17 protein-coding genes, 3 pseudogenes and 1 riboswitch are annotated in these 15,413 nt (G+C 45.3%); of the genes and pseudogenes, 11 read left to right on the top strand and 9 right to left on the bottom strand.

All coding sequences use genetic code 11. From position 1 onward, the window contains the following. Positions 1-3 precede the first annotated feature (3 nt). Both AR442_RS02320 and AR442_RS02325 read left to right on the top strand, forming a co-directional pair. Positions 4-1,056 carry a TRAP transporter substrate-binding protein gene (locus AR442_RS02320; RefSeq protein WP_021495085.1) on the top strand — a complete coding sequence of 351 codons (1,053 nt, stop codon included), beginning with the start codon at positions 4-6 and terminating at the stop codon, positions 1,054-1,056. Positions 1,057-1,139: 83 nt separating this feature from the next. Beyond that, positions 1,140-1,961, top strand: coding sequence for a manganese catalase (locus tag AR442_RS02325; RefSeq protein ID WP_014416954.1), 822 nt, complete (start codon positions 1,140-1,142; stop codon positions 1,959-1,961). 36 nt (positions 1,962-1,997) lie between these two features. On the opposite strand, the gene AR442_RS02330 is transcribed toward AR442_RS02325, so the two are convergent. The 4 genes from AR442_RS02330 to AR442_RS02345 form a co-directional block, all read right to left on the bottom strand. Next, entirely contained in the window at positions 1,998-2,357 is a 360-nt protein-coding gene (locus AR442_RS02330; protein ID WP_014416953.1) for a DUF4937 domain-containing protein, read from the bottom strand. After that, positions 2,351-2,692, bottom strand: a complete 342-nt coding sequence (locus AR442_RS02335) for a cupin domain-containing protein (RefSeq protein WP_053285482.1) — start codon at positions 2,690-2,692, stop codon at positions 2,351-2,353. The genes AR442_RS02330 and AR442_RS02335 overlap by 7 nt, the downstream gene beginning before the upstream one ends. A 133-nt stretch (positions 2,693-2,825) precedes the next feature. Beyond that, positions 2,826-3,197 carry a glucose starvation-inducible protein GsiB gene (gene gsiB, locus AR442_RS02340; protein ID WP_012116853.1) on the bottom strand — a complete coding sequence of 124 codons (372 nt, stop codon included), beginning with the start codon at positions 3,195-3,197 and terminating at the stop codon, positions 2,826-2,828. 100 nt (positions 3,198-3,297) lie between these two features. Continuing rightward, entirely contained in the window at positions 3,298-4,104 is an 807-nt protein-coding gene (locus tag AR442_RS02345) for an EcsC family protein (RefSeq protein WP_014416951.1), read from the bottom strand. A 166-nt stretch (positions 4,105-4,270) separates the two neighbouring features. On the opposite strand from AR442_RS02345, the gene AR442_RS02350 reads away from it, so the two are divergent. The 3 genes and pseudogenes from AR442_RS02350 to AR442_RS02360 all read left to right on the top strand — a co-directional run. Next, positions 4,271-4,636 carry a DMT family transporter gene (locus AR442_RS02350; RefSeq protein WP_017419236.1) on the top strand — a complete coding sequence of 122 codons (366 nt, stop codon included), beginning with the start codon at positions 4,271-4,273 and terminating at the stop codon, positions 4,634-4,636. Further along, a complete protein-coding gene (locus tag AR442_RS02355; RefSeq protein WP_014720748.1) occupies positions 4,633-5,040 on the top strand; it encodes a DUF5360 family protein in 408 nt (135 codons plus the stop codon). Before AR442_RS02350 ends, AR442_RS02355 begins: the two co-directional genes overlap by 4 nt. A gap of 57 nt (positions 5,041-5,097) precedes the next feature. Further along, positions 5,098-5,313: pseudogene (locus AR442_RS02360) on the top strand (DUF2188 domain-containing protein); the annotation flags it as partial. 58 nt (positions 5,314-5,371) lie between these two features. On the opposite strand, the gene AR442_RS02365 reads toward AR442_RS02360, so the two are convergent. Next, positions 5,372-5,725, bottom strand: coding sequence for a hypothetical protein (locus tag AR442_RS02365; RefSeq protein WP_007410203.1), 354 nt, complete (start codon positions 5,723-5,725; stop codon positions 5,372-5,374). Positions 5,726-6,382: 657 nt separating this feature from the next. On the opposite strand from AR442_RS02365, the gene AR442_RS02375 reads away from it, so the two are divergent. The 5 genes and pseudogenes from AR442_RS02375 (at position 6,383) to AR442_RS21025 (ending at position 10,100) form a co-directional block, all read left to right on the top strand. After that, positions 6,383-7,660 carry an Nramp family divalent metal transporter gene (locus AR442_RS02375; RefSeq protein WP_088056325.1) on the top strand — a complete coding sequence of 426 codons (1,278 nt, stop codon included), beginning with the start codon at positions 6,383-6,385 and terminating at the stop codon, positions 7,658-7,660. 105 nt (positions 7,661-7,765) lie between these two features. Next, the gene (locus AR442_RS02380; RefSeq protein ID WP_014416946.1) at positions 7,766-8,032 is read left to right on the top strand and encodes a hypothetical protein; all 267 of its coding nucleotides are present in this window, start codon (positions 7,766-7,768) and stop codon (positions 8,030-8,032) included. A 183-nt stretch (positions 8,033-8,215) separates the two neighbouring features. Next, positions 8,216-8,833: a hypothetical protein gene (locus AR442_RS20805; protein WP_014416945.1), complete on the top strand. Its 618-nt coding sequence runs from the start codon at positions 8,216-8,218 to the stop codon at positions 8,831-8,833. Positions 8,834-8,929: 96 nt separating this feature from the next. Continuing rightward, complete coding sequence (locus AR442_RS02390; RefSeq protein WP_014720742.1) at positions 8,930-9,487, top strand: hypothetical protein; 558 nt, start codon at positions 8,930-8,932, stop codon at positions 9,485-9,487. Between the two features lie 380 nt (positions 9,488-9,867). After that, a pseudogene (locus tag AR442_RS21025) lies at positions 9,868-10,100 on the top strand (hypothetical protein). 59 nt (positions 10,101-10,159) lie between these two features. Here the strand turns inward: AR442_RS21025 and AR442_RS20810 are convergent. Continuing rightward, positions 10,160-10,330: pseudogene (locus AR442_RS20810) on the bottom strand (hypothetical protein); the annotation flags it as partial. A gap of 126 nt (positions 10,331-10,456) precedes the next feature. Here AR442_RS20810 and AR442_RS02405 point away from each other — a divergent pair. Continuing rightward, positions 10,457-10,894, top strand: a complete 438-nt coding sequence (locus AR442_RS02405; RefSeq protein WP_014416944.1) for a GNAT family N-acetyltransferase — start codon at positions 10,457-10,459, stop codon at positions 10,892-10,894. Between the two features lie 115 nt (positions 10,895-11,009). On the opposite strand, the gene AR442_RS02410 is transcribed toward AR442_RS02405, so the two are convergent. The 3 genes from AR442_RS02410 to AR442_RS02420 are packed head-to-tail and all read right to left on the bottom strand — an operon-like array spanning position 11,010 to position 15,109. Next, positions 11,010-12,731 (bottom strand): pyruvate oxidase, encoded by a 1,722-nt coding sequence (locus AR442_RS02410; RefSeq protein WP_014416943.1) that lies wholly within the window; start codon positions 12,729-12,731, stop codon positions 11,010-11,012. A gap of 57 nt (positions 12,732-12,788) precedes the next feature. Further along, the gene (locus AR442_RS02415) at positions 12,789-13,235 is read right to left on the bottom strand and encodes an NUDIX hydrolase (RefSeq protein WP_014416942.1); all 447 of its coding nucleotides are present in this window, start codon (positions 13,233-13,235) and stop codon (positions 12,789-12,791) included. A 53-nt stretch (positions 13,236-13,288) separates the two neighbouring features. After that, entirely contained in the window at positions 13,289-15,109 is a 1,821-nt protein-coding gene (locus AR442_RS02420; RefSeq protein WP_014416941.1) for an APC family permease, read from the bottom strand. 156 nt (positions 15,110-15,265) lie between these two features. Continuing rightward, positions 15,266-15,412, bottom strand: a riboswitch (cyclic di-AMP (ydaO/yuaA leader). Between the last annotated feature and the right edge of the window lies 1 nt (position 15,413).

Raw genomic sequence — 15,413 nt, forward strand, 5'->3', positions numbered from 1 at the left:
TCGATGAAAAGCTTGCTGACTTGTCTCAGCCTGATGGTACTCGGTATCGGAACCGCTTTATTCATCGGCTTTCATGATCGTTTCTCAACGGAAGAACCGTATTATGATGACGAACAGGAAGGCCTGAAAGATCAAATCGTTTTCAAATTCAGCCATGTCGTTGCTGAGAACACGCCAAAAGGGCGGGCGGCGAATAAGTTTGCCGACCTTGTCTATCAAAAGTCCGGCGGCACCATTAAAGTAGAGGTGTTTCCAAACGGGAGCCTCTATTCAGATAATGAAGAAATAAACGCCCTTCAAAACGGGGACGTGCAATTCATCGCTCCCTCCACCTCAAAGCTCGGATCACTGTCTCCCGAATGGGGTGTTTTGGATCTGCCGTACGCGTTTACAAACTATAAAGCCGTGCAAGAAGGCCTCAACGGCAAAATCGGCACACGCCTGTTCGCTTCATTAGAAAAGCATCATTTGAAAGGACTGGCGTACTGGACGAACGGGTTTAAACAGCTCACGTCAAATAAAGGACCGATCTTCACTCCGGACGATTTGAAAGGACAGGCGCTCAGGATCATGCCGAGCAGCGTGATCGAAGACCAGTACCGTCTGCTCGGCGCGCACCCGCGGCAGGATTCCTTTAATTCCACGTTTCAGCTCTTGGAAAGCAATCTCGTAGACGGAGAAGAAAATACGATTTCAAATATCTATTCTAAAAAATTTTATAATGTTCAAGATTATTTGACAATCAGCAATCACGGGTACCTCGGTTATGCCGTGATGACCGACGAGCATTTCTGGAATTCGCAGACAGAAAAAACGAGAACCATCTTAACGGAGGCGATGCGAGAAACGACGGAGTGGAACGAAGCCTCCGCTGAGAAAATGAATAAAGACCAGCTTGAAGAGATAAAGAAGAATTCATCCATTCATATTCATGTGCTGAGTAAAGCGGAAAAGAACACATGGATGAAACGCCTCGACCCGATTTACGAACAATATGAACAGGTGATCGGCCGCGGGCTTGTGCAGGATTTGTTATCCTTGCGCCGCGAGCCTTAGCAGGACCAATACGCCCATCTCCGTTTCATCCCTTTTCCCGCCGGGGAAGTAAATAGGGACAGATCAAAAAAGGAGATGGAGACATGTTTACACATACGAAAAAACTGCAGCATCCGGCTAAACCGGATCGTCCTGATCCGCTGTTCGCAAAAAAGATGCAGGAAATTTTAGGGGGACAATACGGGGAAATATCCGTCGCCATGCAATATTTGTTCCAAGGATGGAATACACGGGGCAATGAAAAATATAAGGATCTTCTGATGGATACCGCGACGGAAGAAATCGGCCATGTCGAAATGATCGCGACGATGATTGCGAGACTGTTAGAAGACGCCCCGCTGGCAGAGCAGGAAAAAGCGGCTGATGATCCGGTCATCGGGTCCATTTTAGGCGGGATGAATCCGCATCATGCAATTGTCTCAGGACTCGGCGCAATGCCGGAGAGCAGCACGGGCGTTCCGTGGAGCGCAGGCTATATCGTCGCAAGCGGAAACCTTCTGGCAGACTTCCGCGCCAATCTGAACGCCGAATCACAAGGAAGGCTTCAAGTCGCACGCCTGTATGAAATGACCGATGATAAAGGCGTGAAAGATATGCTCAGCTTTTTATTGGCCCGCGATACCATGCATCAAAACCAATGGCTTGCGGCCATTAAAGAATTAGAAGAACAGGAAGGTCCGATCGTTCCTTCCACCTTCCCGAAGGCGCTGGAAAAACAGTCATTCTCCCATAAGCTTATTCATTTCTCAGATGGAGCAGAAAGCGCTGAACAAAATTGGCTGAAAGAAACAGCGCCGGACGGAGAACCATTTGAATACGAAAAGGAACCGAAAGCGCACGGCGAAATAGCTAAGCTGGACCCTGTCCCGCCGTATGTCCACAACACGCTTCCCGGACGCGAGTAAAGACACAAGCCCAAAACAAACTGTTTTGGGCTTTCATTATGCCTTCAGAACCGTCCAGTCCGGTTCGTATTGAATGTCCGGATGATGTAACAGCTCATGAATGAAAGGTTCATCCTCCTCGTACAGCATCACTTCTATTGAAAGAATCGCAGCCTTCTGCTCGTTTTCTTCGTATATGCGGTCATGTTCGTTCTCCATAAAATCATCATAGGCCTGTCTGTTCTCCCAAACGCTGATGATCTCTGCGATGAACAGGCCGTCTGCGTTTTTCCGCCAGCCGCCGGCCTGTTTGACGAAGCCATTTACACGTGATAATGCTCCCCACTGTGACTGTGCTTGCGCAAATGCTTCAGCGTTTGCAGCGTCTGTTTCACATACAATCTTTTTGATCAGCATGGCAGTCGCTCTGTGATGACTGTTTTCGCATGCGTATACTCGACACAGAGATTGACGGTTCTGACGTAAGAGCGGGTGCGGTGAATCGTGCCTTTCGGGATGAGCAGGCTGTCATTTGCTTTGAGCACTGCGGTTTCTTTGTCCTTAAAATCAATCAGCAGCTCCCCTTCCAGAACGATGAACCATTCATCTGAGTCAGGGTGATGGTGCCAGTCATATTCTCCCGTAAACACTGCGAGGCGCACACAGTGGTCATTGATCTCCGCGATTGAAAAATTGTCGTGTTTTTCTTTGACTTTATTGGCGATAGCGAGCAAATTCAGCATGTCAGACACGAGTGAAAAACCCCTTTTTCATTTAATTGTATCGCAACGGCGGCTCAGATCAAGATTTTCCCAAAATAAAAAGCGATCCAGCTGATGCGCCGGATCGCTTTTGATCTGCAGGTTCTCTGCCTTTATGCTTTTATTAGCTGCTTCGTCTGTTTCCGCCTTTTTGGCCGATTTCTTTATAAAAATCTTTGTCATGATTTTTGCTAGTGGCTTCTCCGCCTTTTTGGCCGATTTCTTGATAGAATTCCTTGTCATGGTTATTGCTAGTGGCTTCTCCGCCTTTTTCACCGATTTCCTGATAGAATTCTTTGTCGTGATTTTTGCTTGTGGCTTCTCCGCCTTTTTCACCGATTTCCTGATAGAATTCTTTGTCGTGATTTTTGCTTGTGGCTTCTCCGCCTTTTTGACCAATTTCCTGATAGAATTCTTTGTCATGGTTATTGCTTGTCGCTTCTCCGCCTTTTTTACCTGCTTCTTCTCTGCTCATTTTGTTATTATCTTGTGCCATTTTTGAATTCCTCCTTTAATTGGTGTTGGTTGTTGGTTTCCCGATTTCAGAACTGCTAAACAAAGAAAACACATTGAATGTGTTTTCGGGTGGTTTTTTATTATTCTGTATCCTTCATGCGTTTTAGAATCCGGCGTTTTTTATAAAGCATGATGCCTGTTTCCGCGATGCTTTCTAAAGCTGAACGGTTGGCGGACGCGCCGAAGATGATGCCTGCGGCCGGAACCATTTGCAGCAGTTTTTTCGCGGCGAACGTATCGCGGTAGCTGTAAACGACTTCCCGCCAGCCTTGGATTTGCGAGGCGACGCGCTGATAGACGCGGTCGTTTTGATCATATTGCCGTAAATCTTGCAGGATCGCTTTTTTTCCGATGACGTCACTGGATGCAAGCTGAAGCAATTTGACGATAAACACGCGTTCTTTTTTGTCTTTCGGATCAAAGCCGTAAGCAACCGCGATATCCTGCAGCGTCTTTAAGGACAGGCCGAGCATCGCCGGAATGTCTGCCGCCAGCGTGAATACGCCGCCGACTCCCGTTGCGGCCCCCTGCACCGTCGCGGCCTTTACGCTTGTACGCGCTATGGCTTCTGCGATTTCGTCCATGACGGCAAGCGGCGCATTGCGGATGTCGTGAAGCGTTTGACATGTACCGTGCGGCAGCCGTTTTTGAAACTTTTTCATGATGCGCTTTTCTGATGTAAGGTACTGTCCGCCTGACTGAATAAACGTTCCCGTTTCATCGAGAATGAGTCCGATTTTCCTCTGAATAAATTGCGGTGTCAGCTTGTCCAAAAGCTGAAACGGCAAGCGGGTGAATGTTTGCCAGAACATCACCCTCTGCTGCGCCTTTTCCCATTTTTGAATGTCTCTCAGTTGTCTTTCCAGGTCTGTCCGCTCTTCTGTCACCCGTCCTGCACGTCCTTTCTGATTTCTTTGTTCATAGTATACCTTTATGGCGTTTTCTTTTTACACCCGGCCGGATTTTTTATCCGGAAAACATTTCATTGTTTAATTTCCTTCAAATTCTATATATTGTATAATTCTGAATAATACGATTGAAGGAGAATGTTGAATGCAATGGATTTATTTAAGTTTAGCGATCATTTTTGAAGTATTGGGTACGGTCAGCATGAAATTATCAAATGGATTTACAAAACTTGTCCCAAGTATTTTATTATTATTGTTTTATATCGGCAGCCTTTGTTTTCTTACTTTGACTTTGAAATATATAAGTGTCTCCATCGCGTATGCGGTCTGGTCGGGAATGGGGATCGTGCTGATTTCCATGATCGGAATTTTTTTCTTTCATGAACAGTTCTCTGTCATAAAAGCTGTCTCTGTTCTTCTGATCATCATCGGTGTCGTTTCCTTAAACTTTATTTCTGAAAGTGAAACGTCATCAAACGGCATCAGCGTTCATACGGACAGAAACAGATGATGAAAGGGTTAAAGGTTCTCTTCCTCATTACAGATATTGGATTTATCGTTTATTGGATTGTTACTTTTTTTGAGTGGATTCCAAAAAACATGGTGTTTAAAGATTATGATAACGCCATGATCATGGCCTGGAACTGGTCATTCTTTCCCTTAGATATTTTCATTTCGATAACCGGGCTGTACAGCTTGTTTCTTTATAAACGGAAACATGCGTTATGGCGCCCTTTCGCATTAATATCACTTGTGCTGACCTTTTGTTCAGGCCTGCAAGCGATTGCCTTTTGGGTATTTATCGGTGATTTTGATCTTATGTGGTGGGCATTCAATCTGTACTTGCTTCTTTATCCTTTATATTTTATTCGGAAATTGCTGGTCTCTCATAAAAATAGCTGTCATTCTTTTTGATGAGGCGGTTTTCTTTTTCTTCAGGCGGGAAACACTTTTCATAAAGGAGTGATAGACATGCCTTGGTCTATGAAGGATTATCCGCAATCATTGAAGAATCTCGAGGAACCTGTGAAGAAAAAAGCGATCGAAATCGCGAATGCGATGATAGATGAGGGTTATGAAGAAGGACGGGCCATTCCCATTGCGACAAGTCAGGCGAAAGAGTGGAAAAAAAACGCTTCTAAGGAAGAAATCGATCAGCTGATGAAACACGATGATGAAACGAAACGCGGAAATTGAATCGGAATAAAGGAAAAACCCCGCTCTCAAGAGAACGAGGTTTTTCTGATTATAAACCGTAATAATAAGATAGTGTGGTGACTGAAACGTAGCCTGTCGCTCCTGCATACGTGACTTTCAGCCATTTATTAGAATTGGTGTAGTGGCCTTGAACATATTCTCCGGTTACCCAAGAACCTGTAATTTTTTTACCGCTTGAGAATGTTGTGATCGTTGAACAGCTGACCTTAGAGCATGAGCGCATATTAGCACCGTAAATACCGACTGTACCCCCGCTGGCTAAAATGGAAACGTCCGGTTCAGCTTTAGGTTTGAAAGCTGCTGCTGATGCAGAGCCGCCAAAAGCGAATAAAGAAACAGCAAAAATCATGGCTAAAGAAATGATCGACAAACGACGTACCAAGAAAATTCCCCCTCTTTTATCATATGGCTGGAAAGCTTTCCTGACGTTATTATACTTTTTTGCCCGGGAGACTGAAATAAGTCTAATGCTCCAACTTCTTTTCTTCGCAAGTGGCCATGCCGATTCTTTAATTGATAGATAACAGCGGTTTATTGGACTGGAATCACTGATATATCGTTGATTCAAACGTTTATTCAGAGCGGCCGGAGTTTTTCCGGAGGTCATTTGAATGGTACAGAAAGGTTTTATCTTCCAATGGAAAGAAACATTATTATTCTATTTACCCGGGAAAACGGAGGAAATACAGCGTCTTTTTCTCAGGATCAGTTGCACCGGACAGAAAGTTGTGAAGTGATATGGGCAAGTGTCCTCTTTTCACCTTTTTAAAAAAACGCTCCACGCATCCGCGCATGATCGGACGCGGAAACACGCTTTGCGAACGGCATCGCTTCTTTCCCGGAACGATGCCGTTTTCATTTTCGGACCTTTCTTCGGCGGGATACATATCATAGATAAAACAGGGCATCAATGTACCTGTTTATTGAACATAAAGAACTTGACATCTCATAATAGCGGATTTATGATGTAGATAAAATAATTTGCATCTAGGAAACTTTTTGTTATTTAGCTAAAAATCTATCGGAATTTAGGTGAGACATAATGAGCAAAGACATCTCAGCACAATCACTGCAATCAAAAGCCGTGCAGGATGCACTTGACGGCAAAAGCAAGGGATTCAAACGGCTTCTGCCTTTTTTAGGCCCCGCCTTTATCGCGGCGATTGCCTACATTGATCCGGGAAACTTCGCTACGAATATCTCAGCTGGTTCGAAATATGGGTATATGCTGCTGTGGGTCATCCTCTTTTCAAACTTGATGGCTTTTTTAATTCAAGTTCTTTCCGCGAAGCTCGGCATTGCCACGGGTAAAAACCTTCCGGAAATCGCCAGAGACCGGTATCCGAAATGGGTATCCGCCGGGCTGTGGATACAGGGTGAACTGGTGATTATGGCAACTGATCTGGCAGAATTTATCGGGGCGGCGCTCGGGCTCAACCTGCTGTTCGGCATACCGATGGTTGAAGCGGCCATTATCGCGGCGATCGGATCATTCGCGATTTTAGAGCTGCAGCGCAGGGGTTACCGGGCGCTGGAAGCGGGCATCGCCGGACTTCTGTTTGTTGTGGTGATCGCCTTCGCTCTGCAAACCTTCTTTGCCAAACCTGACGCCGCCTCCGTTCTCGAAGGGCTGTTTATCCCGAAAATTGACGGAATGGACAGTGTGCTCTTGGCAACCGGGATACTCGGCGCAACCGTGATGCCGCATGCCATTTACTTACATTCCGCACTGACACAGCGCCGTGTCGTCGGAAAAACGGATAGTGAGCGGAAAAAGATTTTTAGATTCGAGACGATTGACATACTTATCGCGATGGTGATCGCCGGGGCGATTAACGCAAGCATGCTCATCGTCGCTGCCGCGCTTTTCTTCAAGAACGGGCTGTATGTAGAAGATTTAGACGTGGCTTATCAGCAATTCGGCCACTATATCGGACCGGCTTCAGCCATTCTCTTCGGGATCGGGCTGCTGGCCGCAGGGCTTTCAAGCTCTTCTGTCGGCACATTGTCAGGCGATATTATCATGCAGGGCTTCATCCGTTACCGTATCCCGCTTTATTTGCGGCGTTTCATTACCATCATTCCGCCGATGATCATCATTATCTCGGGGGTCAACGCCACAGAAGCGCTCGTATGGAGCCAGGTCGTTCTTTCATTCGGCATCGCCTTTGCGCTCGTGCCGCTGATTATGTTTACAAGCAACAAACGCCTGATGGGCGCCCTGACGAACCGAAAATGGGTGACGGCTCTCGCCTGGCTGATTGCGGTTTTGGTGATCGCGCTTAATCTGTTTGTGATCTACGATTCATTCCGTTAGAAAAAAACCGGCCATAGCGGCCGGTTTTTCTTTTGGCGCCGGGTGCCGTTCGTATCTTTTTCCGGGCGTTTTTGGTATGATAGAAGAAAAATCGGAGTTTTGCTTATGTCAGTATTTATCCTTTTTTATCTGTGGATTGTGCCGATTGTCATCGGCATCTTCTGTTCTCTTTTTGCTTATCGGACAACGGGTAAGAAACGTCTGATTCCCGGCTTTTTGATGATCGCATTAAGCATCGTTTCCTTAATCACGGGGCTTTGGATCGGCGGGGTGAACTATCATGTGTTCATCGGGGGCATGTTTTTATTCGGTACGTTATTGGCCGGCTCCGCCTTCCCGTTTTTCTTCGCTCTTTCACGCAAACGAAAATAAACAGGCATGCCGCCTGTTTATTTTTATTCATTAACCCTGAATTATAAACCGCTCCGATAATGTGATTCCGCCTCAATCAGCCTGTACATGTGTTATATAGGCTTCAGCCCATGTCCCATCATCGAAACTGCAGCCAAAATGAATCCTGCTAAAGAAGATTTTGAATTATAAGAAAAATACTGTATGAAAATCCTATTTACCCCAAAAATACCTATTGATAGAATGGTATCTGAGAGGGGAAAATGTTCAAAGCGGATCATATCGGTCCCGCCTAAATACATAGTCTTTCATTTCTCTCTACACTACATTTCTAAAGGAGGATTTCCCATTAGACACGCAGCTAAAGGCATTCTGTTTGCCGCATCTTTAGCCCTTGTAACTACTACTTTTGTCCCCGCATCCTTAGCTAAAGAAAATCATAATAATACTGCCAATGCCACTGGAACGACCAAATCATTTTTTTATCAGACTGATACGCAATTTTCCTACGGACTTAAAGCACAAAGCGATGCATCTGTGTCAAAACCAGTCAAAGATGTAATCAGAGAAGTGCTGAAAAATAAAACAAAATTATTCAATCTTGTTGAAAAATTAGCAGGAAAGAAAATAAGAAATGAACTTGAATCCGTTTTCAATCAACACATAGAACCGGTTTTAAAGAAAATGCTGAACGAGTATGTCGCCTTAAGCTGGACTGACGTGGAAAAGAATCTTTATCTTTCACTTAAAAAGTCCGGACTTTCTGACAGCCAGGCTAAAAACCTCGCTCATTTGACAACTTTAGCAATGAAAGCATTTTAAAATCATTCATAAATGATCGTCAGGAAAATACGTATGAAGTAAATGCAAAGTGCTGTTAGATTCACTCTAATAGCACTTTTTCATTGGAGATGTCACATGACTGTCTTTTTTACTGTTTTGCTCACTTTCTTATGCTGCCTTGTGATTTCATCTCTTATTTTTATGATCCTATTAAAAAAAGAGATCGTGGATACACCGCCAAACCGCTTAGCTCATGCAGCATTCATCGTACTTATTGGATTCTCTCTGTTCTTCGCTGTGACTGTCCCCAGCATGATTATTTGTTTTGCAGCTGTAACAATACATCATTTTTTCGGGGATTACATCATATATGGTTCACTTTCAGACTTATACATATTTTCTGTCGTCGTCAGTATTTTAGCTTTAGTTTATATGCTAATCCTTACGGCAATTGTAAAAGGAATGACTCATGTTTTGACATTGCCTGCTTGGTCAGCCTATATCCTTGAATTCATTTTTGCATGGGCTGCTGTTTACTTCTCAATTCAATACGTTTCCAATCATATCATTGAGAACATATCTATATTTCAAGGTGGAGAAATTCTTCTTTCATTGTTCATCACTTTCTTATTTTCGGGATTGGATATCCTTTTCACTAATTTGGATAAGATCACAAAAGAGAAATTAGGCTAAGGAGGTAACTGATATGAGGATCATGACATATATATTCTATTTTTCTATTTCTTTAGTTTTGCAGGTGGTATGGCTGCTGTTAATAAAAGATACTCCTAATATATTTCTGATAGATATGATTACGGTGTCCTTCTTATTCACCCTCTTTATGTTCATCTTAGATCAAATTTTCAAAAAAAAGCGGACAACTTAGGGACTGTTTTTTAATAATCCTCGGGCTTCTCTTTCGTTTTGAAATGATTCCGGATCTGGGGATGTTGCGGCGAACCGTTCATTAATGAATAACACCAGCCTCTGTAAAATACTTCTCCTTTTATATAACATCCTGACTTTTCCGTCATATATTCAAACGAAAAAACTGCAAAAGGGAGTAATGAAACATGATATTGTTTATTGGCAAGTTCATGTTGCTCTTTTTACTCTGTCGCTGGCATATTATTTGTTTAAAATTGTTTATTACAATATAGGGAAGAACATTGCGCGCTTAAAATCCCCAAAGGGACAAAGTACAAACCGGACGGCACTTGTGTTTGTCAAAAATGGAACTACACTGAATGATGGAGATTACTTTATGATCGCTGTTGTGACCGCTCTCTGGCTGTTCTTGAGATGAAACTGCATTGATTCTTCACGAGTTTTTTAATCAGCCATCGTTTTATAAGCGCCGGCTTCTTAAAACAGCCGTTTTAAGCTTTTCTTGAGTGACGGCATTTCGATTTTTTGGTTTTCAAAGAAGTTTTTCAGCATGTATTTGCTGAAGCCCTTCGCTTGGCCGTAAGTGATTTTTCCCGGAAGCGGCGGCTCGTCGTCGATGACGACCGGCTCATTTGAGTTGAGCGCTTCAAGAGACCTTCTTATTATTTCTTAAACAACAAACCGGTTCAAAACCAATTTAAAGTATTGAATAATTTAGAATGTTTGTGTAAGTTTTGTATAACAAAAATTTAATAAGAGTGAGGAGGGAAACATATGATAATCAGAAGCGCGGAACCCTATGATGTAAAACAATTGACCGATTTAATGTATTTATATATCGTGGATTTTTATAAAAGGCCTAAGCCACCGATTGAAAAGATACATCATTTAATTGAAATGTTATTTGAGAAGAACAGGGGTATTCAATTCGTTGCTGAACAAGATGGGGAACTTGTTGGCTTTGCAACATTATATTTTAGTTTTAGTACGACGAAAGCAGAAAAAATAACAGTAATGAATGATTTATTCGTAATAGAAAAAGCAAGAGGTACAGGAGCAGCCAAAGAATTGTTTAAAAGTTGCGAGAGATTTACAAAAGAAAACGGGTATGCGCATATGTCGTGGATAACTGCATCCGATAATTACCGTGCACAAAAATTTTATGAAAAGATGGGTGGCTCTCTTGGAACTTGGCTGACCTATTCCATTTAACCCGGGATGACCTTATTGAAGAAAAGCCTAAAATAAAAAGCCGGACTTTTACTATGGCTTATCTGGGTAAATAACTAAAAAATAAACAGGCATACTGCCTGTTTATTTTTATTTTTTAAAACAGCCGTTTTAAGCTTTTCTTGAGTGACGGCATTTCGATTTTTTGGTTTTCAAAGAAGTTTTTCAGCATGTATTTGCTGAAGCCCTTCGCTTGGCCGTAAGTGATTTTTCCCGGAAGCGGCGGCTCGTCGCCGATGACGGCGTCGATGACGACCGGCTCATTTGAGTTGAGCGCTTCATGAAAAGCGGGAGCCAATTCCTCGTGTTTCGTCACTTTGATGCCTTTTGCCCCGCAGCTTTCTGCAAAAGCGGCGTAATCCATATTTTGCAGCTGGGTGACGTAGTCAATGTTGCCTTTGACCCGCTGTTCATATTCAATCATGCCTAAATTTTCGTTGTTTAATATGACAACCGTAATCGGCAGTTTATATTTAACAGCCGTCGGCAGGTCCTGCATCACCATTGAAAATCCGCCGTCTCCGCAAATGGCGATGGACTGCCGCTCAGGTTCGGCAAGGCTTGCGGCAATGGCTCCCGGAAGCCCGCATCCCATCGTGGCGAGCCAGCTTGAGACGATAAAGTCCTGCTTCTTCATCTTAAAATGGCGGGCCATCCACACCGTAACCGTTCCGACATCCACCGACAGGACGGCGTCCTCTGCGGCGGCATCCTGAAGCCGGGCAATGACCTGCTGCGGCTTGAGCGGATGAGTCGCTTCAGTTTCATCCTTTTCGATTTCCTTCCACCAATGCTTCATGTGCTCGGTGCAGGCGTCCAAAAATCTTCTGTCTTCTTTATATTCAATGTATTCCGTCAGCTCTTTCAGCCCCAGAGCCGCATCACTGACGATTCCCGCATTGACGGGATAGCGCTTCCCGATTTTCGCCGGATCCGAATCAAGCTGAATAGCAGGCGTATCATCCGGGAGATAATCCCTGTATGGGAACGACGTACCGAGCATGATCAGCAGATCGCATTCCTCCATTGCTTCGTAGGCGGGCTTTGTGCCGATTTGCCCGAGATTCCCGAGAAAGTGGGGATGGCTGTCAGGCACGACGCCTTTTGCCGGAAGGGTAATGACAATCGGAGCGGCCGCTTTATCGGCGAATGCGAGCAGCTCCTCTTTTGCCGATTTTAACCCTTGGCCGGCGAGAATGACCGGTTTTTTTGCGTTGTTAATATATTGCGCGCATGTCACGAGATGTTCTTTTTTCGGCTCTATATCGGCTTTGAGGTATATCGGCGATGTGTAAACCGGCTCCCGTTTGATTTTTTGCGCGAATAAATCATCAGAAACGGTTAAAACGGCAACGCCTTTTTTGCTGTAAGCCGTGCGGATCGCCTGATTCAGAAGATCGGGCAGCGCTTCTGCCGTATGTACTTGCTGGTTGAATACCGCCACGTCCTCAAACATTTGCTCTAATTTGATTTCCTGAAAGCTGTCACGGCCGATTTCATCGGAAGCCACCTGTCCCGCAATCGCCAGCACCGGAACGCCGTCCGCTTTGGCGTCGTATAAACCGTTCAGCAGATGAACGGCCCCCGGTCCTGCGATTGAAAGGCAGACACCGATCTGCCCGGTCAGTTTTGCCTCAGCCGCGGCAGCCAGGGCTGCGACTTCTTCGTGCCGGGTTTGGATGAATGTCAGGTTATTTCGTTCATGTCTCAGTTCTTCGATAAATTCATTAATGCTGTCTCCGGGAATGCCGTATATATGACCGACTCCCCATTGTTCAAGCAGCTCCGTCATTACGTGTCCTGCTGTTTTACTTGGCATACTGCATCCTCCTTTTACCTGTATTCATCCCCTTTTTCATACGGGTTGAAACACAGGCTATACTCTCAGCTTTTTTCTCAGCAGATCAAGGATGGATAACAGATTTCGGTCTTTAAGGACTTCCTTACGATTTGCCGCCCCATTGAGTCCGTCTTTTATTTGCCGTTTTCTGTTCGGCACCATGAACAGCGGCAGCCGGTTTGGGGAAAACCAGCGTAATGCGGCGGTTTCCGGCCCGTTCATCAGCGGTGTTCCTCCGGTAATGGCTCCGATGAAGACATGTTGTGTATCTTCAAATGCCGGCCTTTCATACTCACCGGCTTTTTTTATGATGGTCACGTTATAACCGGTTTCTTCGAAGGCCTCTCTTACGGCTGCGGATTCAGGTGTTTCACCTTCTGCGATCCTGCCCCCGGGCAAATCCCATAAGGGAATGTCTTTTCGTTTTACGAGCAATATGTCCCGCCCGTCATTTTGAATGATGACAAAAGCGCCTTGAGCCATGGCGTCCTCCTTTACAAAAAAGACCGCGGCATTAAAGCCTGCGGTCTTTGCCGTTACTTTTTAAAATGATACGGCAGGGTGGCGACGATTATGTCCTTCTTCCAAAACAGCCGGACTCGGAGTAAAAAGGCTGATTGGTTGTGAAGGATGGTCTGCCAGCGTTTTTTCGTAATGAATTGCGGAAACAGCACCATCACGGAGAACTGTTCTTTTTTCGCTTTTTGTTCGACCGTTTCTAAAAACTTATCAAACGGGTGAACCAAACTGCGGTATGAGGAATGCAGGGTGACGAGGCGGACGCCGTTATGAAGCTCTTCCCAGCGCTTTTCCACCTTTTTTTCGTTTTCTTTGTCAAAGGAAACATGAACCGCAATGACCTGATCCGATAATGATTTCGCATACTGAATCGATTTTTGGACGACGGTGGTGACACCAGCGACAGGCACGATGACGACGGTTCCCCTGATTTCCTCAGGCTGCTGATCAACGACCCGCAGCTGTTCGCCGACCGCGGTGTAGTGATTTTTAATGACGAAAAACAGCATGACGACAGCAGGCATGAATAACAGCACCGGCCAGACAAGATTGAACTTCGTCGCGAATAAAATACACAGCACCATAAATGAAATGGCGGCGCCGCATGAGTTGATCAGCATTTTTACCGCCCAGCCCTTCGGCTTCTGCCTGATCCACTTGATGCACATTCCCGTCTGCGACAGCGTAAACGGAATGAACACGCCGACGGCATAAAGCGGAATTAAATGTTCCGTTCGGCCGCCGAATAAAAGAATGAGCAAGATGGACGCGATACCGAGAAAGATGATTCCGTTTGAAAATCCTAATCGGTCGCCTCGTACCGTAAACATTCTCGGCATATACTGATCGCGCGCTAAATTAAACGCCAGCTGCGGAAAAGCGGAAAAGCCCGTATTCGCCGCAAGCACGAGAATCAAGGATGTAACGCCTTGAATGAAATAATACACCGTATGCCGTCCGAAAGTTTCCGCGGCGATTTGCGAAATAACGGTCTCGTCATGCTTCGGTCCCGTGCCGTATCCGTACGCCAGCACCGTAATCCCCGTAAATAAGATCGCCAGCAGAATCCCCATCATGGCCAAAGTGCGGGCCGCGTTTTTTGCCGGAGGATTTTTAAAGGCCGGGATCGCGTTTGAAATGGCTTCCACACCGGTCAGTGCCGAACAGCCGGATGAAAAGGCCTTCAGCAGCAAAAACAGCGTGATGCCCGCCACGGGTGTGCCGATCGGCGTGTGTTCGGCCGGATGAACCTGGCCCGTCATGAGCTTAAACAGTCCGACGACGATCAAAAGGACAAGCGCCGCCACAAACAGATAGACGGGATACGCCAAAATGGACGCCGACTCTGACAGTCCTCTCAAATTTAAAATCATAATCAGAATTACAAGCAAAACAGCAATGAGCAAATGATACGGGTGCAGGGCCGGAAATGCCGATGTAATGGCGTCAGTTCCGGCAGAAATGCTTACCGCCACCGTCAGAATATAATCAACAAGCAATGAGCCGCCCGCAATCAGACCCGGCTTCTCACCAAGGTTTTCTTTTGAAACCATATAAGCGCCCCCGCCTTGCGGATAAGCGTAAATAATCTGTCTGTAGGACAGAATCAAAGCTAGCAGCAAAATGAGAACACCGGCTGCGATCGGAATGGAATACCAAAACGCGGCCGCGCTTACCGCAGCCAAAATGATCAGAATCTGTTCCGTTCCGTAAGCAACTGATGACAGCGCGTCTGAAGAAAGCATGGCGAGCGCCTTGAGTTTCGTGAGTTTCTGCTCTCCGGCCGCCTGTGATTTCAGCGGTTTCCCAATCAAAAATCTTTTGATTGAATGGTACATTTGTTGTTTTCCCCTTTTTTTCATTTTCCGTTTGATTTACAAACCCTTACTGCTATGATGTCTCCGAATAACGATTGCATGCCATATTTCAGCACAGCAAAAAGACACAGAGGCAAACGGATGCCCCTGCGCCATAATCGTGCACAGGTTTCATTCATCTCCTCTCATGAACGCTTACGAGGTTAGCTGTCGGATTCGGGCTGATGAGAGTTGGCCCTACCTGAAAAAGGATTCACCCCAAGCGGCATCACGCGCCGCAAATTGGTTCCCCCGCTCTGATTACAGATTAAGCGATATAGATTAT

The sequence above is a fragment of the Bacillus velezensis genome (assembly GCF_001461825.1).
In the GTDB taxonomy this organism is placed as follows: domain Bacteria; phylum Bacillota; class Bacilli; order Bacillales; family Bacillaceae; genus Bacillus; species Bacillus velezensis.

Bases quoted from the DNA above. Each gene is read 5' to 3' on its own strand.
- AR442_RS02320 (WP_021495085.1), top strand. From the start codon at position 4: ATGAAAAGCTTGCTGACTTGTCTCAGCCTGATGGTACTCGGTATCGGA.
- AR442_RS02325 (WP_014416954.1), top strand. From the start codon at position 1,140: ATGTTTACACATACGAAAAAACTGCAGCATCCGGCTAAACCGGATCGT.
- AR442_RS02330 (WP_014416953.1), bottom strand. From the start codon at position 2,357: ATGCTGATCAAAAAGATTGTATGTGAAACAGACGCTGCAAACGCTGAA.
- gsiB (WP_012116853.1), bottom strand. From the start codon at position 3,197: ATGGCACAAGATAATAACAAAATGAGCAGAGAAGAAGCAGGTAAAAAA.
- AR442_RS02350 (WP_017419236.1), top strand. From the start codon at position 4,271: ATGCAATGGATTTATTTAAGTTTAGCGATCATTTTTGAAGTATTGGGT.
- AR442_RS02355 (WP_014720748.1), top strand. From the start codon at position 4,633: ATGATGAAAGGGTTAAAGGTTCTCTTCCTCATTACAGATATTGGATTT.
- AR442_RS02380 (WP_014416946.1), top strand. From the start codon at position 7,766: ATGTCAGTATTTATCCTTTTTTATCTGTGGATTGTGCCGATTGTCATC.
- AR442_RS20805 (WP_014416945.1), top strand. From the start codon at position 8,216: ATGAAAATCCTATTTACCCCAAAAATACCTATTGATAGAATGGTATCT.
- AR442_RS02390 (WP_014720742.1), top strand. From the start codon at position 8,930: ATGACTGTCTTTTTTACTGTTTTGCTCACTTTCTTATGCTGCCTTGTG.
- AR442_RS02405 (WP_014416944.1), top strand. From the start codon at position 10,457: ATGATAATCAGAAGCGCGGAACCCTATGATGTAAAACAATTGACCGAT.
- AR442_RS02410 (WP_014416943.1), bottom strand. From the start codon at position 12,731: ATGCCAAGTAAAACAGCAGGACACGTAATGACGGAGCTGCTTGAACAA.
- AR442_RS02415 (WP_014416942.1), bottom strand. From the start codon at position 13,235: ATGGCTCAAGGCGCTTTTGTCATCATTCAAAATGACGGGCGGGACATA.
- AR442_RS02420 (WP_014416941.1), bottom strand. From the start codon at position 15,109: ATGTACCATTCAATCAAAAGATTTTTGATTGGGAAACCGCTGAAATCA.